This window comes from Acinetobacter sp. NPDC052428, from assembly GCF_044547685.1.
Taxonomy (GTDB): domain Bacteria; phylum Pseudomonadota; class Gammaproteobacteria; order Pseudomonadales; family Moraxellaceae; genus Acinetobacter; species Acinetobacter lwoffii_G.
The window spans coordinates 336,935-356,356 of the sequence record NZ_JBIUAT010000001.1 but is presented as its reverse complement, the minus strand read 5'-3'; the positions used below and the strand labels follow the sequence as shown (position 1 = coordinate 356,356).

The window sequence follows — 19,422 nt, the reverse complement described above, 5'->3', positions numbered from 1 at the left end:
ACTCAGAAGTGAAACCTCTTAGCGCTGATGGTAGTGTGGGGTTACCCATGTGAGAGTAAGTCATCGCCAGCTCATTATTCGAAATCCCCCTCCGCATACGCAGAGGGGGATTTTTTTATGTGCGGGTTTTTAGATAAGATATTTAACATATCTATACCTCAAAGTTGATCAGATTCTTCTGAGACAGAGGACTCCTGTCAATTTGTTTGACCTATTAGGATCTCTGTAAGGCTGGCTCTAAAAGAGTTTATAAGCTGATTTTGTAAATTTTGGCACATAAAAAAACCAGCAAATCGCTGGTTTTTTACTGCTGGCTATTTTATCCAAACACACGCATTACGGCTGCAATTAATACCCAAAGAATGGCAATCGCTACGATTGGTTCAACAATCTTTGCCCATTTTGGGGTGTCGACAACAATCACTTCTTCGATATCTTGATGCTGCTGATTCTGGCTTACCATTTGATTAAACTCCTTCATTGATGCTTCCAATGATAGCTCTTCTTGCACAATTGGTTTAGAGCCTTTGAGTTCTGTTAGCTTGTTTGTTGTCCAAACCCAATCATCTGCTTGACCAGATAAATGTTCAATTTGCCCGGTCAGTAATTCCTGAATGCTATGGATATTATGGTTGCCGGTATCATGCAGTTGTTTTAATTCAATAAGCTGTAAATGAAAAATTTCTGAAGTGCTGTGCTCAAGCTGGGCTCGATCCAGAGTGGATTGATTTTCCGGACTGGTAGCGAGATGACGCACGATTTCCAGGATATATAATTCATCAGGATGATTGATTTCATTATAAATTTTTTGTGGGTTATGACGCCATTCAGTAATAAGTTTTCCTAAAGTTAAGGCATTGATTTCTGATATATATTTTCGTCTTTCTTCTTTTGTATATTCTTTTAGAAGCTCAGGCTTTTGAGTCTCTATCTGTTCAACAAAATATTGTACTAAATCAAAAGCCATTCACTTGCTCCATTATTTTTAATCTAATAGTCTTAAAGTCGGTTTTTTCTTTGGTTGTTCAGTTTGTTCTTCAGTGCTTGATTTTAAAGCATCTTCATCATTTTGTGTATGCTCATATTCACCTGGATCAAAGAATAAACCTTGACCATTTTCACGTGCATAAATACCGAGTACTGCTGCCATAGGCACATAAATATCACGAGAAACGCCACCAAAGCGAGCCGAGAAGCTAATGGCATCATTGCTCATATGCAGCGCATGCACGGCATGTGGCACAATATTCAGAACAATCTGTCCATCTTTAATAAACTGCTCAGGAACCATGGTATTTGGGCGTGTGGCATCCACCAGCAGGTAAGGCGTCATATTGTTATCGCAAACCCACTCATAGATTGCACGTGCCATATAGGGACGGGTAGGGCTAAGGTTGAATTCTTGTTCGGACATGATGTTTCTCTATGGATGTTTGAGTTGCACTGAATAACGGTTCTTTTCCTGCAATGTCATGGATTTTACAAAGGCAGGACGACTAAAAATTCGTTGGCAATATAAATAAAACGGACGGCATTGCTGCTGTGGTAATTCTACGCCCATCTGTTTCAGACGGATAAAAATTGGTGCCAACATACAATCCAGGATACTAAATTGTTCAGACATAAAATAGGGAAAATGCTGGAATAGTGGCATTAGTGAAATCAGGATATCCTGTAACTGCTTTTGTGCCTGAGTTCTGGCTTTCTTATCCAGCGTATCAGGATGGCGTAACATGAGATCAGCCAGTTTCAGCCAGTCATTTTCAAAGCGCCAGATGTATTGTCGTTGCTCTGCCCGGGGCATCGGAGCATCGGCATACAGTTTATTCTGACGATAACGATCATCTACATATTCTGAGATAATCGAAGTATTAAATAATTTAAGTTCATTTTCGATCAGCATCGGCAATTGATTATAAGGATTGAGACTGGCCAGATCCTCATCATCGGCATCCACCAAAATCAGGTTATATTTAATCTGTTTTTCGGTAAGCACATAGCGAATCCAATGGGAACGAAAGTCATCGGCATGACTATAGAGAGTGATTCCTTGAAGAGGCGCGCTTTCGACTGACATAAATCCTGATGAGCTTCTAATGAATAGACTAGGATACTAAAATTCAACCTAAAAAGCACCAAGCATCAAAGATCAATCGGCTTGAGCCAAGGTAGATTATAAGAAAAACAACTGGAGGAAAATAAGATGCTGATCAAGCTTCCTGTCATTTTGCTGTTTATCTGTATTGGGATCGCAAATTATTATTTGATGAAGTCATTCTGGTGTCACGAAGGGGTATGGGGTAAGGATGTACATGAACAATAACAAGAAAAAAGTTCTAAATGACCCACTAACCGCCATAAAAAAACCCTGGAAAATCCAGGGTTTTTTGTCCGATTCGGTAAACGAATTAACGTTTAGAGAACTGAGGACGTTTACGAGCTTTACGTAAACCAAGTTTCTTACGTTCAACTTCACGAGCATCACGAGTAACGAAACCAGCTTGACGAAGAGCAGGTTTTAAAGTTTCGTCAGAAGCGATCAATGCACGAGTAATACCGTGACGGATAGCGCCTGCTTGACCACCAATACCACCACCAGCAACAGTGATGTAAAGGTCATATTTGTCAGTAGCTTCAAGAAGCTCAAGTGGTTGGTTAACAACCATACGAGCAGTTTCACGACCGAAATACTGTTCAAGAGTACGGTTGTTAATTACGAGTTTACCAGTACCAGCTGATAGGAAAACACGTGCAGTTGCGGTCTTACGGCGACCTGTACCATAATTAGTAGCCATGTGCTGTTATCCCTTAGATGTCCAAAACTTGTGGCTGTTGAGCAGCGTGTGGATGCTCAGTACCTGCATACACTTTCATTTTCTTGATCATTGCATAACCAAGAGGACCTTTAGGTAACATACCTTTAACAGCTTTTTCTAGAACTGCTTCTGGTTTGTGAGCGATTAACTTTTCAAAGTTAGTCTCACGGATACCACCAGGGAAACCAGTGTGGCGATAGTATTTCTTATCTTGTGACTTTTTACCAGTCACAGTGATTTCTTCAGCATTGATAACAACGATGTAGTCGCCAGTGTCAACGTGAGGAGTATAAGAAGTTTTATGCTTACCGCGTAAACGACGAGCGATTTCAGTCGCAAGGCGACCTAAAGTTTTGCCAGAAGCATCAACAACGTACCAGTCGTGTTGAACTTCAGCTGGCTTAGCGCTGAGAGTTTTCATTAAACCACTACCTATTATAGTTGGTTTGGACTATGGAATCTGTCCAAACTAAAGGAGACGCGATTCTAAACGAATACGTGAAGAATCACAAATGAAAATTAAAATTTCAAGCGCTGTATTTTATCTAATCTCCCTGGTGAAAGAAAGACCTAAGCCTTTATATGCTACAAAAACTGCAACTATATTTGTAACCATAGTTTCAATGGTATCAAAATATTGATTTATAAGTACTCTTTGCAATGATTACTACAGCGTAGGCGTGATCGGGTTATAATATTTCTCAGCTTTGCCAAATTGAGAAGATGATGCTGCCTTTATATGTCACCAGTGGGGAACCTGCCGGAATTGGTCCTGATATTTGCCTGAGTCTTGCAGATCGTGTTGATGAGCGCCCAATTGTGGTATTGGCGGATATTCATATGCTCGAGCAACGTGCTCAGATACTCAAATTATCGGTTGAGCTGATTGAATATCAAGGACAGGAGTCATCTTCAGGCATCGGTCAGCTATTTGTAGAGCATGTTCCCGTGCAGCAAGACGTCGTATTGGGTGAGCTGAATCTGAACAATGCGGCTTATGTACTGGAGCAACTGCGTCGATCCGCAGACTATGCCATGTCAGGAAAAAGTGTCGGCGTCGCGACTGCGCCTGTACAAAAGTCCGTGATAAATGAAGCGGGCATTTCTTTTAGTGGTCATACCGAGTATTACCAGGAATTTGCTGGTGTTCCACGTGTAGTCATGATGCTGGCCACCAAAACTTTACGCGTGGCCTTGGCCACTACCCATCTTCCGCTTCGTGCCGTGGCAGATGCGATTACGCCTGAACGCTTGCATCAGGTGATTGATATTCTGATTCACGACCTGAAATCCAAATTCAAGATTGAACAGCCGAATATACTGGTTTGCGGTTTAAATCCGCATGCCGGGGAGGGCGGTTATTTGGGGATGGAAGAAATTGAAGTGATCAATCCGGTACTCGAAAGCTATCGTGCCCAAGGTATCAACATGAGTTTAAGCCTACCTGCTGATACTTTATTTACTCCAGAAAACCTAAAAGATGCTGATGCTGTTCTGGCGATGTATCACGATCAGGGCTTACCTGTGTTAAAATCACAGGGCTTTGGTGAAGCCATTAATATTACCCTCGGCTTACCGTTTATTCGAACTTCTGTTGATCATGGCACAGCACTCTCCCTTGCGGGGACGGGACTTGCGAAAAGTTCCAGCCTGCACGTTGCTGTCGATTTAGCCCTCGATCTGGCGCGCCACTGATTATTGTTCATCACTCACGTTGGAAATGTTTTTATGTATCAAATTAATGCCTTAAACCCAAAAGATGAAGGGCATCAGGCTCGAAAAAGATTTGGTCAAAACTTTTTACATGACCAGCGTGTCATTGCCAAAATTGTACGCTCAGTCAATCCGCGTCCAGGTCAGAACATTCTGGAAATTGGCCCGGGTCTGGCCGCTTTGACTTCACCTTTAATTGGCGAATGTGATGCCTTAACCGTACTTGAGCTGGATCGTGATCTGGCTGCTGGTCTGCCGGGTCGTGTGCCGCATCCGGAACGTTTAACCATTATTGAAGCCGATGCCTTGAGATATGATTATTCTCAATTGTTTCAGGAAGATCGTCCACTACGTGTCGTCGGTAACTTGCCTTATAATATTTCTACGCCATTGTTATTCCATCTTTTGGAATTTGGTGACAAAGTGCAAGACATGCATTTCATGCTACAAAAAGAAGTCGTGGATCGCATTACCGCATCACCGAATACCAAAGAATATGGCCGTCTGTCGGTGATGATTCAATATTTCTGTAAACCGACTTTCTTATTCGAAGTGCCACCTGGATCTTTTAATCCGCCTCCAAAAGTGACCTCAGCGGTATTCCGTTTAGAGCCTTATAAAGTTAAACCGATTGTGGCGAAGAATGAAAAAGCGCTGGCACGTCTGGTATCGCATGTCTTTACCCAGCGTCGTAAAACTCTGCGTAACAGCTTGAAGGGTATGCTGGTCGAAGAAGGTTTTGAAAAAGCGGGTGTTGATCCGATGGCGCGTCCAGAAACCCTAACCCTTGAACAGTTTGTTGCACTTTCAGATCAAATGGTGGCTTAAATTACGATGAACCGCACTGCTCGATATAATTATGTGATTGGGGATGTTCAAGGTTGTTTTGAGGCCTTGAAAGCTTTACTCAAGGAAATCCAGTTTGATGCAGAACAAGATTTTATCTGGTTTGCTGGAGATTTGGTTGCACGTGGTGAAAACTCAATCGCTGCATTGCGGTTTATCAAAAAGCTGGCTGAACAAGGTGCGGCTGCGACGGTCTTGGGAAATCATGATTTGACTTTGCTGGCTTATGCCCGTGGTATCAAGCCAGTAAAAGAAAAAGACAATGTCCGTGATGTGATTGATGCGATCGACAGTGATGACCTGATTGACTGGCTGCGCAAACAGCCAATGTGTCTATTTCCAAATGAGCAGACTATTCTGACGCATGCTGGAATTCCGAATATCTGGAGTGCAGAAAAAACTGCTCAATTGGCACAAGAAGTTGAAGCGATCATTGCTCATGATGACTTTGATGTGCTGGATGATTTCCTGAAAGAAATGTTCGGGAAAGAACCAGCACTCTGGTCGGATCAACTACAAGGCCATGAACGTATTCGCTGTATCGTGAATTACTTGACCCGGATGCGTTTAATCGATGCTAAGGGACGCCTGGAATACAGCTTTAAAGATGCGCTGGATGATCCGATGCCGCAAGGCTTTAAACCTTGGTTTGAGTTTGAATCACAGGCCGCACAAACTCATCAGATCCTGTTTGGTCACTGGGCCGCCTTGAACGGTAAAACCATTTCGAACAAGATTCAGAATGTAGATGGCGGTTGTGTCTGGGGTAATCAACTGATGGCCTTCCGCCTGGAAGATCAGCAGATGTTCGCGGTTGATAATCCGGTGATCTAAGTGTATCCAATAAAAAGCCACGTGATCACGTGGCTTTTTTAATTCTTGGATTCTTGATTAGTCTGCACGAATCCAGGTCTGGTTACGGCCTAGAACTGAAACGCCCATACTGGCACGTAAGGTTAAACGTTTACCGGTATTGTTTAAACGCATTTTTGCATCATAAATTTTACCTGCCAATGGATCGATAATACGACCTTTGTCATAATTTTTGGTGCCTTCAACCAGTTTTAGGCCTTTTAAAATGGTCATGCCTAAAATAGGCTGATTGGTATAAGGTGCAGGGCAGTTATTGCATTTTTCACGTGGATTATAGTCTGGGCGAGGCGTGATTTTTACAATTTTGCCTGAATAGGTATTATTTGCTTCTTTGCTAATGACGATAATCGCTTTAGCCGCCCCCGTTTTATCATCAATTTGTTGCCAGGTCCCGGTAATATCGTCTGCCCACAAATTCGTCATACATCCTGCTGTAAGCGCGGCAAGTAATATTTTTTTAAACATAGAGAGTCATTCCAAAGAATTTTTATCATCGCCCGCTCATGTTAGAAATCTTACTAAAATAGTCAACACTTATCTGAATACTATAGAGTTGATACACTAAAAAAAGCTGCCAATTTGGCAGCTTTTTTGAATAATGAGAATTAGGTATTAATCTTGGCGAATCCAGGTCTGGCTACGGCCTAAAGCGGACACACCCACATAACCACGCAAGGTTAAACGTTTACCATTGGCATTTAGACGCACTCGAGCGTCATAAACTTTACCTGCCAATGGATCAATCACTTTACCTTTTTCATAATTGTTGGTGCCTTCCACATGTTTTAAACCAGTCAATACATCCATGCCCATGATCGGCTGATTGGTATAAGGCGCGGGACATTTATTGCAGGTCTTTTGTGGAGTATAGCCTGGACGTGGAGTCACTTTGATAATTTTTCCAGCAAAAGTCCCATTATCATTTTGACGAATTTCAATAATTGCTTTTGGTGAGCCGGTTTTATCATCAATTTGCTGCCAGATGCCCGTCAGATCCTGTGCATAAGCAGTCCCAGTCATCAGTGCAGCGATGAACATTAATCCTAATTTAGTTTGTTTCATTATATTTATGCCTTTTTTATAGATGAATAAAATATCCCCAACACAAAAGTGCTGTTTTTATTAATCCTGGCGAATCCAGGTTTGTGTGCGACCAATCGCAGAGATCCCGATATATCCACGTAAAGTCAGTCGTTTCCCATTGGCAGAAATCCGCCCTTTTAAATCATAAATTTTGCCGGTGAGTGGATCGAGTACCCGGCCATGTGCATAGTTATTTTTGGTGGTGGGTTTCAGTCCTTTAATAACGTCTAATCCCAAAATCGGTTTATCGGTATAAGGTGGTGGACATTTGACACATTTTTCCCGTGGTGTATAACCTGGGCGAGGTGTGACTTTATTAATCGTTCCGGTATAGGAGCCATCAGCCTGCGTTTTCATTTCAATCAATGCTTTAGGTGAGCCGGTTTTATCATCAATCTGTTGCCAAAGACCAGATAACTCCTGAGCAAAGGCCATAGAGCCTGTGAATAAAGAAGCTGAAAAAACAGTTAAAATTGCGATTTTATACATGCGATATCCTTATCCTTATTTTTTTATGAACATTCACCTAATTCCATGTGGTGAATGTTGACGCAAACTACGTTAATACACTTTCATAATATATATTGCATGAAAAAAGCATATGTTTAATATTCATACAACTTAATGCATTAAAATGCAAGCTTCTATCTACTAAAGCATAACCCCGTCACATTTTATTTAATAAAGCAGGAATTAATCCTGCTTAATCCAGGTTTGACTACGGCCTAGTGCTGAAACGCCGATATAGCCGCGTAGGATCAGACGTTTCCCATTAGCACTTAATTTTGCCTTGGTGTTATAAAGATTCCCTGATAATGGATCAAGCAGCTTGCCTTGAGCAAAACTGTTATTGCCGACGTGCTTTAAGCCAGTGAGCACATCCAGACCGAGAATAGGTTTATTGGTATAAGGTGCAGGACAGGACACACAGTTTTCTTTCGGGGTATATCCAGGACGCGGGGTAATTTTTGTGATCTTGGCAGCATAGACGCCGGAAGCCGTCTCACGAATTTCGAGGAATGCTTTAGGCGAACCAGTTTTGTCGTCAATATTTCTCCATGTGCCTGAAAGGTCAGAGGCAAAGGCCAAATGGCTGAAAGAGGCTAAAAGTAAAGTTGAAAAAAATTGAACCTTATTCATATATCTGTTCCTAGGTTGGATTAGAGTTCTTACTCTATAGTAAGAACGATTACCACATAAAACAAATGATTAATTTGATTCACTAGTCACATTTTTTGCAAATAAAGTATAAACGTAGGCAACCAGACCGCGGTAAAGACTGCATTGACGGCCATACCAAATGCGGCATAACGTCCTGCAATACTGCCACGCTGCCAGGCCTGAGCTGTACCAATGGCATGTGCGGCTAGTCCTAAAGCCAGTCCGGAGGCACGTTCATCATTGATATGTCTCAGAATAAATGGAGAAAAAGCTGCACCAATCACACCAGAAAGAATCACGATCAGAATGACCATGCTGATGGGTGCATCCAGCAGGGTGGCAATATTAATCGCAATTGGAGTGGTCACTGCGCGGGTAGCAAACGCCATAATATCTGCAGAGGACATATGCAGCAGATAAGCTAGTCCCATCGGCAAGGCGACAGCACTGATACTGGCAAAAACCAAAATGCCGATAATGGCTTTGAGCGGCAAGTCATCGTAGCGCATCGCGGCCAAAGGGATAGCAAGTGCGACGGTCACATAGCCGAGTAAATGGTTGAAAAGTGGATTAACTTCATCCATGTAATTTTCATAGGGAATGCCGAGCGCAAATAAAATCACCAGTACAAAGAACATGCTGAACACGATGACGGGAATTTGCGGAATGAACCGGTTACAGGGTTTGGCAATCAGATAGGCGATGAGGGTAACCGCAAAGCCATACAAAATAGATAACATGCGGAACTCCTATAACCAGCGCTTGGCCATTTTGGCGTAAATCCATAAAGGAATCAGGGTGCTGAAAAACATGATGAACAGAAAGGCCGGAATTTTCTGGCCCATATGTACCAGCATCATCAGTGCACCTGCACTGACAGGCAGGAAGGCAAAGGCGCTTTCCTTCATGAGCTTGTTATTGGTATCGACCAGGCGAGCAGGAAGCTTGCCAAAATAGCGCCAGGTAAACAGCGCAATTAAAAGGCTCAATAATCCGACCAGATTACCTAATTCAGGATGATTCAGTTGGGTCATTAACCAGACTGAAGCTTCCCGAAAGACAATAATTAGTAAAAGGGTGCCGATCCATGCCGGCCAATCTATTCGTTTTATCCAGTTCATTGCTATGATCATTAATATTAATAAGTTTACTTATCAAGTTTTACTCGATCTTTGACTGGATTTCAAACGCTTCCAGTGGACGTTGAAATTGCTGCGCCTGTTTGCCCAGGATTTCATCTAAAGGTAAATGCGCCTGTTTAATCAACTGTTCCAGTTTCTGTGGGGCAATTCGAATATGCAGATGTAGTTGGCCTTCATCATCATAATGTTCTGACTGGATCACATTCAGACCATAGAGCTGGTTGCGCAGCTTGCCATAAGCGGGTTTCAAGATTAAATCGAAAGACTGTAGTTGCCCCATCAAGGACTCATGTACTGCTTTACGCAGCAGGTCAATTCCTTCGCCACTATGTGCCGAAACATAGACCCGTTCCGGTTCACCTGGACGTCGATAAATAATTTTGGCTTCTTCACCGCTACAGTCAATTTTATTGTAAACCTGCAAGATCGGCACATCTGCACCAATTTCTTTCAGCACTTTTTCTACAGCTTCAATCTGCTCCAGCATTTCTGGGCTGCTTGAATCAATGACATGCAGTAACAGCGTGGCTTCTACGGTTTCCTCCAAAGTTGCTTTAAAGGATTCAACCAGCGAATGGGAAAGGTTACGGACAAAACCTACCGTATCGGCCAGCACCAGATTGCCAATCCCATCCCATTCCAGACGCCGTAAAGTAGGGTCCAAGGTTGCAAACAGCTGATCGGCTGCATAGACATCGCTGTTGGCGAGTAAATTAAACAAGGTGGACTTGCCGGCATTGGTATAACCGACCAAAGATACCGTCGGCACAGCAGCTTTTTGACGAGCAACACGGCCTTGCATCCGGGTCTGGCGGACTTTATCAATGCGTGCCTTGAGCTGTCCCATACGGATACGCAGCAAACGGCGGTCAGTTTCCAGCAGGGTTTCACCCGGGCCACGTAAACCGATCCCGCCTTTCTGGCTGTCGAGATTGCCACGACTACGAATTAAACGCGAAGATAAATGTTGTAGCTGTGCCAGTTCGACTTGCAACTTGCCTTCATAGGTACGGGCACGCTGGGCAAAAATATCCAGAATCAGTTCAGTACGATCGACCACGCGGCATTTGATCACCTGTTCCAGATTACGGGCTTGGGCTGGGGTCAGGGCATGGTCAAAAATAACCAGGTTGGCCTCCAGTTCTTCAACACGTTCGGCGATTTCTTCTGCCTTGCCGGAGCCGATAAAAAATTTGGCATCGGGTTTCACCCGCTGAGCATAAATATGTTCCAGAATTTCAGCATCTGCAGACTGGGCCAGCAAACGAAACTCTTCAGCATCAAGGTCATCCAGCATTTGTACGCTGACACTCACCAGAATGACGCGCTCTTTCCCTCGATGTTGTTGTAAATATTCCACTCAGGCCAATCTCCACTTGAAAACTTTAGTGTAGTTGAAAAAGGGCTGTGCAGATACTGAATTAGCACGGCTTTGGTTTAAAGTGCGCTGATAAACAGTTGTGCAAGTGTTACCAGTACCACGGCATAGATGAAGGTGCCGCCCAAAATATATTTGAGCACTTGTAAAGGCTGTGGTGTGTCGTTCGCGGGCTGAGTTTGATCTGGCATAGCTATGATCCTTTTCAATCTAATATTTCGATAGTTTTATTTTGAATGATTTTTTAATCCAATTAAAATTGAAGATATAGATGTTATTGGTCGATTTTTATTATCAATGCAAGTTGCGAATGAACAGTATAGAATGAGTTTAATTCGTGGATATTCCCTGTATCTCGCTTAGGATTTAATGACGTTTTTATGAACTCGACTGTACAAAACCAGACTCCAGATATCGAAGGCTTGGCCAAGTTTTTCCTGTATAGCCGGAAAATCACAGCTTCATTGGCTACCATTAGTGAAGGGTTTTACTTGGTTTTTCGTCATGGCTTATATAAAAATCCGAATAACCCGACCAATACGCGCTATGTGCAACATTTTTGCCGTCAGTTATGCAAAGTATTCAATATCGAAGTGCAGGTGCATGGCGAGATTCCACGTGAACCCGCCTTATGGGTCAGTAATCATGTGTCTTGGCTGGATATTGCCGTTCTGGGTTCCGGAGCGCGCGTATTTTTTCTGGCGAAAGCAGAAATCGAGAACTGGCCGATTCTAGGCAAATTGGCCAAGGGGGGGGGTACCTTATTTATTAAACGGGGTTCAGGAGATTCCGTCAGGATCCGTGAACAAATTACCGATTTTCTCAAACAGAATATTCCGGTGCTGTTCTTTCCTGAAGCGACGACTTCTGATGGACGAGCCATCAAAAAAGTGCATGGCCGGATTTTAGGCGCCGCGATTGAAGCGCAGCGTCCTGTACAAATCTGTCTGATTTGTTATGTGAATCAGCAGGGCGAACTGGATATGGTTGCGCCGTTTGTCAATGACATCAGTTTTGCTGCCCATGTCAAAAAAGTACTGGAAATGCCGCAAGTCATTGCACATTTAGTGGCTTTACCTGCAATTGCCACGGAAGGGCATACGGTTGAAAGCCTTACCCGTGTGGTCCAGGAAAAAATGCAGACTGGCCTAGTTGAACTTCAGTCACGGGTATTGAAAAAGCCTCAATAAGAGGCTTTTTTATGGTTTTTGTTCAAAGAATCAAACTTACATAAAGCCTTCAATAGGCAGCCACGACACCAGTTTAAGTCCAGCTTTCTGATACCATTTCATTTTTGGTTCTTTGGTAAACGTTTGAACGTCACCATTGGCTTTCTTGATTTTCCAGTTAATGTTCTGATTCGCATCCAGCACCAGTTTATACGCATATTTGCTTAAATTTTTGTCCATGGTGTCGTGTACTGCACGTGCCAAAGACGGACTGTTCAGCAACACGCCAATTTCAGTATTCAAATAGGCTGAACGCGGATCAAAGTTAAAAGAACCAATAAACACCTGTTTTTGATCCAGTGCCATCAGTTTGGCATGCAGGCTGGAACGGCTCAGTCCTTTCAGGCTGACTTTAGCTTTTTTCGAAATTTCCTCAGTATTGGCATTTAGGTGATTAGCTTCTGGGGCTGCTAGAAACTCATACAGCTGCACCCCATTTTCCAATAGATCCTGACGATATTTGGCATAAAAAGCATGCACTACGGCAACGTCATTGGCCTTAAAAGAGTTGGTCAGGACACGAACCTTGATATTCTCATTCGCCAATTTCTTTAAACGGTCTGCGCCGATTTTTTCCGGAACAAAATAGGCAGAGACAATATCGACACTTTGTTCAGGTTTTTCCAGACGCTGTAATAACTGGAAATTCAGGTGTTCTTCGGTTTTGGCCTTGGCTTTGATTTTGCTCGGTGGATCTTTGACTACTTCGGCTTCCACCCAATCCAGCTGAATGTTTTGTTCCAGCCATTGGTCAAAGGCTCTGGAACGATTGGCCAGATCCAGATAATTTTGAGTGGCTGGATCCTGACTATGGGTTTCTAGCTGTTGTTTTAAGCTTGGAAAACGTAAGCCATGATGCCGTGGATTCACCACCTCTTGTACCGGATAGGCATAATCATCATTCCAGTATTCATCGAAGGAATGAATGATTTCATCCGATGCTGCACCGACCAGCATCACATCGACATCAGAGAACTGATAGCTTTCACTGACATTATAATACTGGTTACTCATATTGCGCCCGCCAATCAAGGCAATCTGGTTATCGGCAATAAAGCTTTTATTGTGCATGCGGCGGTTAATGCGCTTTAAATCCAGCACCATGTCCATGGCGCGGTATTTACGAAAGCGATAGGGATTATACAGTTTGACATCGATATTTTGATGCTGGTTTAAGGCCAGATAAATCCCTTCCATTTTCTTGGCATTATTGTCATCCATCAACAGGCGCACTTTTACGCCACGATCTGCTGCCTGAATAATCGCATGCAGAGCGAGGGCACCGATTCGGTCGTTATCCCAGATGTAATATTGTAGATCCAGACTGCGTTCCGCTTTATTAATCAGCTGAATCCGAGCAGCCAGTGCTTCAAGCGGATCATACAGCACGCGATAACCAGTCAACCCGATGTTCTGATCACGTAAAGGTTCAACAATTTGTGCCAGGCTGGTTTGCGAGGTATCCGTTTCAAATGCCATCTGGCTTGGCTGTTCGGTTTGCTTGGGTAAGGTGCTACATGCAGGTAGACCCAGAACCAGGCTACAGCTCAGTAAAATGCCGGCTTTATAGCGATGAGTGCGTATAAAACTTGAGGATTGAAGGTGAACTTGATCGCGGGGAGCAGTGGCCATATAAGTCGAAGAATGAAAAATTAGAATTGAGTATAATTGCCAGCTATGAAAAGATAAATATAAAGCCAGTAATCTGCTGCTCGACTGAATAAGGCCAATTTATGTGGGATTCGAATTCCGTACTGTTTTATTTTTATCTGGGAATGGCGATTTTAGCCATCTGGGCTGTGGCTCAGGCATGGTCGAGCCAATCACGTACCGAAACCATTCATCCCTTTAAAGCTTTTGCTCATTTGCTGGCGTTTTATTTTGCCTATTTATTAATCCCTTTGGTTTTCTTCAGTATTTATGCTGGATGGACGGGTTATTATTCACTGCATGAAGCCATTTTTGTATTTTTACTCAGTGGGGTTTTGACTTATGCACGCTTTATCGAGCCGCATTTAATTCAAGTGAAAACGACACAATATCAGATCAATGCAGATAAACGTTTAAAGCAGCCGGTGAAAATCGCCCTGATCGCAGACTTACATATCGGTCTTTTTTCGGGTCATGAGCGTCAGTTGCGACAAATTGTACACAAATTAAATCATATTCAACCTGATCTGGTGGTGGTTGCTGGCGACTGGACTTACGAGCCAGAAAATAAACTGGCACAGGAACTGGCGGTTTTAAAAGAGATTCACGCTCCGGTCTATTCAGTCAATGGTAATCACGATGAGCAATATCCCGGACCGCCGATTCGAGAGTTATTGCACTATGCATTGCAAGTCAATCAGGTTATGGATATTGAAGGTCAAATTGTCGAATTTGATGAATTCCGACTTTTGGGCGTAGGCGACCTCTGGGCTGGTAAAGCCGATATGCGCAGTTTGCCCGACCTGCCTCAGGACAAGCCTTGGGTCATTCTTTCGCATAACCCTGATACGGTCGATATGATTCCGAAACTGCCGACGCGCCCTCTGATGCTGTCTGGACATACTCATGGCGGACAGGTGGAACTGCCTTGGTTAACTAATTACGTCATGAAAAAGGTTTCAATTTTGGGACATAAAAAGGGTATGTATCGTCATGAACATGCAGATGTGTTCGTGACTGTTGGTACCGGCTTGGTCGGTGTACCTTTCCGTTTCCGGGTGCCGCCTACTATTGATATTATTGAACTGATTTAAATTCAGTCGACGTGCTGTACCGCGTTAACTTATGATCCAGACCAGAATCAATAACACCACCGCGACGGCCGCCATCATCCAAATTTTCTTTTCGATTTTTCGGGTTGGCACATTTTCACGTAATTGTTGCGCAGTGATTTCAGCTTCTGTGGATGTGCTCAAACTAGGATGGGTGGGGATTTCCAGTGGCGGTGTCACCAGGTCGATATCACCGGCATCATCACTAAAGCGTGGACCGGTACTTTCATGCTTCATGACCACATCATGTTCCCGCACAATTTCATCAATCACTTGCAGTGCCTGAGCTTCATCCAAGGGTGTATTCTCGGTGATATAGCGAACAGCTTCTAATTTTTTATCATCTTCCAGCAAAATAATGATATTGACCAACTGCTCCTGCGAGAGGTATTCGATAAGATCCTGCATGGCCTTGCCTCATTTTTTGAATTGAGTTCATTTGATTGTTGAGCAAATTTAACGAGATAAGTAGCCGAATTTTGTTGTGAAATCATAAAAAAGCCAGCATCGAGTGCTGGCTTTTGAATCAATCTAAAATCTTAGATCTGATTGTTTACATCATCATTTTTGGTTTCACGAATCAGTAAAAACGCGACAAGCGACAGGATAGATGCTGCGGTCAGGTAATAACCGACTGCAGACAAACCATAGGCCGTTGCCAGCTTGGTTGCGATTAGCGGTGCAAATGATGCACCGAAGATGCCTGCCAAGTTAAAGGTTAATGCAGAACCCGTATAACGTACTGAAGTCGGGAAGATTTCAGACAATACCGTACCGATTGGCCCATAAGTTAAGCCCATGATCGCCAGACCAATACACAAGAACAGGAACACCACCAAAGTGCTGCCAGATTCAAGCATATCTGCAAAGAAGATACCGAAGATCGCAGAAATGACACATACCGCAATCGAAGTGGTCTTACGGCCAAATTTCTCAGCCAATACTGCTGAAAGCGGGATAAAGGCAGCAAAACACAGGGTCGCAACTAACTGCAATTGCAGGAATTCTTCACGAGAATAACCAAGTTGTTTGGTTCCCCATTGCAGCGCAAATACCGTAGTAAGATAGAACACAACGAAAGTACAGATTGCAGCAATCGTACCCAGAACCAGCATGCGGGAATGCTTTTTGAATACCTGAACAAAAGGAACATTCACTTCTTTCTGTTTATCCAGCACTTTTTGGAAAGCAGGTGTTTCATGCAATTTTAAACGAATCCATAAACCCACAATTACCAACAAGGCACTTGAGATAAACGGAATACGCCAGCCCCAAGCCATAAAGTCAGCTTCAGACATGAAAGCGCCAAGCGTCAGGAAAGAACCTGTTGCCAGAATAAAGCCGATTGGAGCACCCAGTTGCGGGAACATGCCATACCAGGCACGCTTGCCTTCAGGGGCATTTTCAGTTGCAAGAAGTACAGCACCTGACCATTCACCACCTAGACCCAAGCCCTGACCTAAACGGCACAGTGCAAGTAACAATGGCGCAGCAATTCCGATTTGCGCATAAGTTGGTAACAGGCCAATCGCAACGGTTGAAATCCCCATAGTTAGCAAAGCTGCAACCAAGGTGGCTTTTCGTCCGATCCGGTCACCTAAATGACCAAATAATGCTGCACCAATCGGACGGGCAATAAATGCAATGGCAAAAGTCGCAAGAGACTGAATGGTTGCGGTCATTGGATCTGTACTAGTAGGGAAGAACAGATACGGAAAAATAATGACAGCAGCGGTGGCATAAATATAAAAATCGAAGAATTCGATTGTGGTGCCTACCAAGCTTGCTGTTAAAACGCGAAATTTTGAATTTTGTGCTGGCTGAGCAGCAGAATTAGACGACGCCATGGAAAACCTTACACTTACTAAAAATAAAAAAACTTAGTTTTAAAAGCGTAATCTTTTTAAAAAAGGCGTAATTTTTTAAAAAAACAACTGCAATCTTCTCGCTTCAACTCGCTCAGGGTCACTGAAATGAAAAAGGAGATGATTAAATCACGTAAAGATAGATAGACAGAAAATGTGATCCTGCGCCTATCAATACAAATATGTGCCAGATAGCGTGGGTATATCTTACTCTTTTTAAAGCGTAAAACAATGCACCCACGGTATAAGCGAGTCCACCAATGATGAGAAAGGTTAAAGATTGAGCACTTAAATATTGCTGCATGTCATCAATCACCAGCAGCGCCAGCCAGCCCATGGCCAGATAAGCCGCCAAAGAAAGTTTCTGGAAACGATGAATGAAAACGAACTTGAAAAGTGTGCCAAGAAGGGCAATCACCCACAGCGCAATCAATAAATACTGGGCTTTGGCGGTCGGAATGGCAATTGACAGGAAAGGGGTATAGGTTCCGGCGATTAAATAATATATCGCAGTATGATCGACTTTTTTATAAAAATAACGGCGGTCTGCCGCAGTGGCCATGTGATAGAGCATAGAAGCAGAAAATAACAGAATCATGCTCAGCGCATAAACCCACAGTCCAATCCATTGTCCAGTACTGAGGTAAGAACCTTTAATAATCAAAAGAATACCAGCAACAATGGACAGTCCGGCACCTACACCATGACTAATATAGTTAATTCGTTCCTCATTTTGATCATAATCTGAAACCAGTGGAGCATTCTGCATGATTGTCATTCTTCTTCAAATATACACTTGTATAGTAATTCAATTTTGCTTTTAGGTTAAGAAGATTTAAACTTGATGCGCAATTCATTTCAGGTTTTATCTATGTCAACGTTGACAACTCTCTCAGATCAGGAACAGCAATTCTTGGACACCTTTCAGCAAGCTGTTGAAAGGGATCAATTTGATCGCCTGATCTTAAGCCAGTATAAAGGTGAACTGCAGGATTTAGAGAAAATGACCTTGCGAGTCATTCCATTAAATGAACAGCGCGTATTGAGCTGCCTGTATCGTTACAAGACCCAGGATGTCACCAAAAATTATCCTTTAGATGAAGCATTATTCCAGGTTACTTCACTACTGGCGTGTTGTAAGCAAGCCAATCTGATCACAATTGATGAAGAATTACAGTTGAAAAAAAACAAGAAAAAAGCCATGTTGACACGGAGTAAACATAAAGTAGCGATGAATCAGGCGAAGCCTGTTGAACAAGGTCATGACCGGATTAAACAACGTTTTGTCGATCAGGACAGTATCTTTCTCCAGCATCTCGGGATTACCGATCAAAAAGCGCAAATCATTCCGAGCATGGCGCGCAAATGGAAGCAGATTAATAAGTTTGTGGAAATTTTCTCAGGTGCCTTGGCGCAGATTAAGCCACAGGCTGAAGGCCTGCGCGTGGTGGATTTTGGTTCGGGTAAGGGCTATCTGACCTGTGCTTTATATGACTATATGCGAAAACATGGTCAAACGCCGTATGTCACCGGGGTAGAGCTTAATCCGAAAATGGTCGAGTTCTGCCAGAATGTCGCGCAGCAATCCGGTTTTGATCAGCTGGACTTTTTCCAGGGGGATGTGCGTACCTATGCACCGGAACGTCTGGATGTAATGATTGCCTTGCATGCCTGTGATGTAGCAACAGATTTTGCGATTCATAGCGGGATTCGCCTGAATGCACAGATGATCATGTGCGCACCGTGTTGTCATAAGGAATTGCGTCCACAGTTGCAGGCACCAAAGGTATTGAGCCCGATGTTACAGTTTGGCATTCATGCCGGACAGCAGGCTGAAATGCTGACCGATACCATTCGTGCTTTATTGCTCAAAGCTTATGGTTATGAAACCAAAGTTTTTGAGTTCGTGGCGCTGGAACATACCAGTAAAAATAAAATGATTCTGGCGACAAAGCGCAAAGACTATCAACAACCCGATCAGGCGATTCTGGCACAAATCCAGGCACTAAAAGAGATGTATGGGATCCAGAAACATTCACTGGAATTGTTGCTTAATGATCAATGGGATCAGCAGGGAATCGGATCTAAATGCTAAATAGTCCAGAACTTAAAATAGTTTCCGGAAGCTGGAAAGATTTGGCAGTGTATGCCAAAGCGATTCGTGAAGCGGTGTTTATTCAAGAACAGCATATTGCAGCTGAAGATGAGTGGGATGCTGAAGATGCGGTTGCTATACATTTCGTTGTTTTTCAGCAGGATCAGGCGATCGCTACAGCACGTTTATTGTCAAATAACAGTATCGGTCGGGTTGCAGTCCTAACCACAGCACGCAGTTTAGGTGTTGGTCAGTGCTTGATGCAGGCTGTGATTGACTATGCGCGTGCAGAGCAGCGTGGGTTGGTCAAGCTATCTTCGCAAGTACATGCCATTGGCTTCTATCAAGCGCTGGGATTTGAAGCTCAAGGCGAGGAATATCTGGATTGTGGTATTCCGCATATTGATATGTATTTAAAGCTTTAATTTTCAGCCATTCAAATATGAAAAAGCGAGGCAT

Annotated in this window: 24 protein-coding genes; 7 read left to right on the top strand and 17 right to left on the bottom strand. The window is 43.3% G+C overall.

The window, feature by feature from the left end:
- Window positions 1–319: 319 nt before the first annotated feature.
- From ACIG3F_RS01750 to rplM, 5 genes are all read right to left on the bottom strand, one after another.
- Window positions 320–967 carry a hypothetical protein gene (locus tag ACIG3F_RS01750; protein WP_004645970.1) on the bottom strand — a complete coding sequence of 216 codons (648 nt, stop codon included), beginning with the start codon at window positions 965–967 and terminating at the stop codon, window positions 320–322.
- Window positions 968–985: 18 nt separating this feature from the next.
- A complete protein-coding gene (locus ACIG3F_RS01745; protein ID WP_004281679.1) occupies window positions 986–1,414 on the bottom strand; it encodes a ClpXP protease specificity-enhancing factor in 429 nt (142 codons plus the stop codon).
- A 9-nt stretch (window positions 1,415–1,423) separates the two neighbouring features.
- Complete coding sequence (locus tag ACIG3F_RS01740) at window positions 1,424–2,077, bottom strand: glutathione S-transferase N-terminal domain-containing protein (protein WP_004645969.1); 654 nt, start codon at window positions 2,075–2,077, stop codon at window positions 1,424–1,426.
- A 331-nt stretch (window positions 2,078–2,408) separates the two neighbouring features.
- Window positions 2,409–2,795, bottom strand: a complete 387-nt coding sequence (gene rpsI, locus ACIG3F_RS01735) for a 30S ribosomal protein S9 (RefSeq protein WP_004281681.1) — start codon at window positions 2,793–2,795, stop codon at window positions 2,409–2,411.
- 13 nt (window positions 2,796–2,808) lie between these two features.
- The gene (gene rplM, locus ACIG3F_RS01730) at window positions 2,809–3,237 is read right to left on the bottom strand and encodes a 50S ribosomal protein L13 (RefSeq protein WP_004281682.1); all 429 of its coding nucleotides are present in this window, start codon (window positions 3,235–3,237) and stop codon (window positions 2,809–2,811) included.
- A 305-nt stretch (window positions 3,238–3,542) separates the two neighbouring features.
- On the opposite strand from rplM, the gene pdxA reads away from it, so the two are divergent.
- Genes pdxA through ACIG3F_RS01715 form a run of 3 tightly spaced genes read left to right on the top strand, consistent with a single transcriptional unit; the run spans window position 3,543 to window position 6,209 of the window.
- On the top strand, window positions 3,543–4,511 hold the full coding sequence (pdxA, locus tag ACIG3F_RS01725) for a 4-hydroxythreonine-4-phosphate dehydrogenase PdxA (RefSeq protein ID WP_004645967.1): 969 nt from the start codon (window positions 3,543–3,545) through the stop codon (window positions 4,509–4,511).
- Between the two features lie 33 nt (window positions 4,512–4,544).
- Complete coding sequence (gene rsmA / locus ACIG3F_RS01720; protein WP_004645966.1) at window positions 4,545–5,357, top strand: 16S rRNA (adenine(1518)-N(6)/adenine(1519)-N(6))-dimethyltransferase RsmA; 813 nt, start codon at window positions 4,545–4,547, stop codon at window positions 5,355–5,357.
- Window positions 5,358–5,363: 6 nt separating this feature from the next.
- Window positions 5,364–6,209, top strand: coding sequence for a symmetrical bis(5'-nucleosyl)-tetraphosphatase (locus tag ACIG3F_RS01715; RefSeq protein WP_004645965.1), 846 nt, complete (start codon window positions 5,364–5,366; stop codon window positions 6,207–6,209).
- Window positions 6,210–6,266: 57 nt separating this feature from the next.
- On the opposite strand, the gene ACIG3F_RS01710 is transcribed toward ACIG3F_RS01715, so the two are convergent.
- The 8 genes from ACIG3F_RS01710 to ACIG3F_RS01675 all read right to left on the bottom strand — a co-directional run bounded on the left by ACIG3F_RS01710 (window position 6,267) and on the right by ACIG3F_RS01675 (window position 11,203).
- Window positions 6,267–6,713, bottom strand: coding sequence for a DUF2147 domain-containing protein (locus ACIG3F_RS01710; RefSeq protein WP_004645964.1), 447 nt, complete (start codon window positions 6,711–6,713; stop codon window positions 6,267–6,269).
- A gap of 147 nt (window positions 6,714–6,860) precedes the next feature.
- On the bottom strand, window positions 6,861–7,310 hold the full coding sequence (locus ACIG3F_RS01705; protein WP_004645963.1) for a DUF2147 domain-containing protein: 450 nt from the start codon (window positions 7,308–7,310) through the stop codon (window positions 6,861–6,863).
- Window positions 7,311–7,370: 60 nt separating this feature from the next.
- On the bottom strand, window positions 7,371–7,820 hold the full coding sequence (locus ACIG3F_RS01700) for a DUF2147 domain-containing protein (RefSeq protein WP_004645961.1): 450 nt from the start codon (window positions 7,818–7,820) through the stop codon (window positions 7,371–7,373).
- 204 nt (window positions 7,821–8,024) lie between these two features.
- Window positions 8,025–8,471 (bottom strand): DUF2147 domain-containing protein, encoded by a 447-nt coding sequence (locus tag ACIG3F_RS01695; protein WP_004732188.1) that lies wholly within the window; start codon window positions 8,469–8,471, stop codon window positions 8,025–8,027.
- An 86-nt stretch (window positions 8,472–8,557) separates the two neighbouring features.
- A complete protein-coding gene (locus tag ACIG3F_RS01690) occupies window positions 8,558–9,232 on the bottom strand; it encodes an LrgB family protein (RefSeq protein ID WP_004732186.1) in 675 nt (224 codons plus the stop codon).
- Between the two features lie 9 nt (window positions 9,233–9,241).
- On the bottom strand, window positions 9,242–9,613 hold the full coding sequence (locus ACIG3F_RS01685) for a hypothetical protein (RefSeq protein ID WP_004281691.1): 372 nt from the start codon (window positions 9,611–9,613) through the stop codon (window positions 9,242–9,244).
- Between the two features lie 40 nt (window positions 9,614–9,653).
- Window positions 9,654–10,994 (bottom strand): ribosome rescue GTPase HflX, encoded by a 1,341-nt coding sequence (gene hflX / locus ACIG3F_RS01680; RefSeq protein ID WP_004732184.1) that lies wholly within the window; start codon window positions 10,992–10,994, stop codon window positions 9,654–9,656.
- A 77-nt stretch (window positions 10,995–11,071) separates the two neighbouring features.
- Window positions 11,072–11,203 carry a hypothetical protein gene (locus tag ACIG3F_RS01675; protein ID WP_004645957.1) on the bottom strand — a complete coding sequence of 44 codons (132 nt, stop codon included), beginning with the start codon at window positions 11,201–11,203 and terminating at the stop codon, window positions 11,072–11,074.
- Between the two features lie 189 nt (window positions 11,204–11,392).
- Between ACIG3F_RS01675 and ACIG3F_RS01670 the strand changes: the two genes are divergently transcribed.
- Window positions 11,393–12,202, top strand: a complete 810-nt coding sequence (locus ACIG3F_RS01670) for a 1-acyl-sn-glycerol-3-phosphate acyltransferase (RefSeq protein ID WP_004732180.1) — start codon at window positions 11,393–11,395, stop codon at window positions 12,200–12,202.
- A 36-nt stretch (window positions 12,203–12,238) separates the two neighbouring features.
- Here the strand turns inward: ACIG3F_RS01670 and ACIG3F_RS01665 are convergent, their stop codons facing one another.
- Window positions 12,239–13,873 (bottom strand): phospholipase D family protein, encoded by a 1,635-nt coding sequence (locus ACIG3F_RS01665; protein ID WP_004732178.1) that lies wholly within the window; start codon window positions 13,871–13,873, stop codon window positions 12,239–12,241.
- A 101-nt stretch (window positions 13,874–13,974) separates the two neighbouring features.
- Here ACIG3F_RS01665 and ACIG3F_RS01660 point away from each other — a divergent pair, with 101 nt between their 5' ends.
- Entirely contained in the window at window positions 13,975–14,985 is a 1,011-nt protein-coding gene (locus ACIG3F_RS01660) for a metallophosphoesterase (protein ID WP_396469074.1), read from the top strand.
- Window positions 14,986–15,009: 24 nt separating this feature from the next.
- Here ACIG3F_RS01660 and ACIG3F_RS01655 read toward each other — a convergent pair whose 3' ends face one another.
- The 3 genes from ACIG3F_RS01655 to ACIG3F_RS01645 all read right to left on the bottom strand — a co-directional run bounded on the left by ACIG3F_RS01655 (window position 15,010) and on the right by ACIG3F_RS01645 (window position 17,637).
- A complete protein-coding gene (locus ACIG3F_RS01655) occupies window positions 15,010–15,411 on the bottom strand; it encodes a hypothetical protein (protein ID WP_004732173.1) in 402 nt (133 codons plus the stop codon).
- A 131-nt stretch (window positions 15,412–15,542) separates the two neighbouring features.
- On the bottom strand, window positions 15,543–16,850 hold the full coding sequence (locus ACIG3F_RS01650; protein ID WP_004281697.1) for an MFS transporter: 1,308 nt from the start codon (window positions 16,848–16,850) through the stop codon (window positions 15,543–15,545).
- 142 nt (window positions 16,851–16,992) lie between these two features.
- A complete protein-coding gene (locus tag ACIG3F_RS01645; RefSeq protein WP_004732171.1) occupies window positions 16,993–17,637 on the bottom strand; it encodes a hemolysin III family protein in 645 nt (214 codons plus the stop codon).
- Window positions 17,638–17,739: 102 nt separating this feature from the next.
- Between ACIG3F_RS01645 and ACIG3F_RS01640 the strand changes: the two genes are divergently transcribed.
- Window positions 17,740–18,963: an SAM-dependent methyltransferase gene (locus ACIG3F_RS01640; RefSeq protein ID WP_004732169.1), complete on the top strand. Its 1,224-nt coding sequence runs from the start codon at window positions 17,740–17,742 to the stop codon at window positions 18,961–18,963.
- A complete protein-coding gene (locus ACIG3F_RS01635) occupies window positions 18,957–19,388 on the top strand; it encodes a GNAT family N-acetyltransferase (protein ID WP_004732166.1) in 432 nt (143 codons plus the stop codon). The genes ACIG3F_RS01640 and ACIG3F_RS01635 overlap by 7 nt, the downstream gene beginning before the upstream one ends.
- The last annotated feature ends 34 nt before the right edge of the window (window positions 19,389–19,422 follow it).

Coding starts and splice junctions, on each gene's coding strand:
- ACIG3F_RS01750 (WP_004645970.1), bottom strand. CDS start 967: ATGGCTTTTGATTTAGTACAATATTTTGTTGAACAGATAGAGACTCAA.
- ACIG3F_RS01745 (WP_004281679.1), bottom strand. CDS start 1,414: ATGTCCGAACAAGAATTCAACCTTAGCCCTACCCGTCCCTATATGGCA.
- ACIG3F_RS01740 (WP_004645969.1), bottom strand. CDS start 2,077: ATGTCAGTCGAAAGCGCGCCTCTTCAAGGAATCACTCTCTATAGTCAT.
- rpsI (WP_004281681.1), bottom strand. CDS start 2,795: ATGGCTACTAATTATGGTACAGGTCGCCGTAAGACCGCAACTGCACGT.
- rplM (WP_004281682.1), bottom strand. CDS start 3,237: ATGAAAACTCTCAGCGCTAAGCCAGCTGAAGTTCAACACGACTGGTAC.
- pdxA (WP_004645967.1), top strand. CDS start 3,543: ATGCTGCCTTTATATGTCACCAGTGGGGAACCTGCCGGAATTGGTCCT.
- rsmA (WP_004645966.1), top strand. CDS start 4,545: ATGTATCAAATTAATGCCTTAAACCCAAAAGATGAAGGGCATCAGGCT.
- ACIG3F_RS01715 (WP_004645965.1), top strand. CDS start 5,364: ATGAACCGCACTGCTCGATATAATTATGTGATTGGGGATGTTCAAGGT.
- ACIG3F_RS01710 (WP_004645964.1), bottom strand. CDS start 6,713: ATGTTTAAAAAAATATTACTTGCCGCGCTTACAGCAGGATGTATGACG.
- ACIG3F_RS01705 (WP_004645963.1), bottom strand. CDS start 7,310: ATGAAACAAACTAAATTAGGATTAATGTTCATCGCTGCACTGATGACT.
- ACIG3F_RS01700 (WP_004645961.1), bottom strand. CDS start 7,820: ATGTATAAAATCGCAATTTTAACTGTTTTTTCAGCTTCTTTATTCACA.
- ACIG3F_RS01695 (WP_004732188.1), bottom strand. CDS start 8,471: ATGAATAAGGTTCAATTTTTTTCAACTTTACTTTTAGCCTCTTTCAGC.
- ACIG3F_RS01690 (WP_004732186.1), bottom strand. CDS start 9,232: ATGTTATCTATTTTGTATGGCTTTGCGGTTACCCTCATCGCCTATCTG.
- ACIG3F_RS01685 (WP_004281691.1), bottom strand. CDS start 9,613: ATGAACTGGATAAAACGAATAGATTGGCCGGCATGGATCGGCACCCTT.
- ACIG3F_RS01675 (WP_004645957.1), bottom strand. CDS start 11,203: ATGCCAGATCAAACTCAGCCCGCGAACGACACACCACAGCCTTTACAA.
- ACIG3F_RS01670 (WP_004732180.1), top strand. CDS start 11,393: ATGAACTCGACTGTACAAAACCAGACTCCAGATATCGAAGGCTTGGCC.
- ACIG3F_RS01665 (WP_004732178.1), bottom strand. CDS start 13,873: ATGGCCACTGCTCCCCGCGATCAAGTTCACCTTCAATCCTCAAGTTTT.
- ACIG3F_RS01660 (WP_396469074.1), top strand. CDS start 13,975: ATGTGGGATTCGAATTCCGTACTGTTTTATTTTTATCTGGGAATGGCG.
- ACIG3F_RS01655 (WP_004732173.1), bottom strand. CDS start 15,411: ATGCAGGATCTTATCGAATACCTCTCGCAGGAGCAGTTGGTCAATATC.
- ACIG3F_RS01650 (WP_004281697.1), bottom strand. CDS start 16,850: ATGGCGTCGTCTAATTCTGCTGCTCAGCCAGCACAAAATTCAAAATTT.
- ACIG3F_RS01645 (WP_004732171.1), bottom strand. CDS start 17,637: ATGCAGAATGCTCCACTGGTTTCAGATTATGATCAAAATGAGGAACGA.
- ACIG3F_RS01640 (WP_004732169.1), top strand. CDS start 17,740: ATGTCAACGTTGACAACTCTCTCAGATCAGGAACAGCAATTCTTGGAC.
- ACIG3F_RS01635 (WP_004732166.1), top strand. CDS start 18,957: ATGCTAAATAGTCCAGAACTTAAAATAGTTTCCGGAAGCTGGAAAGAT.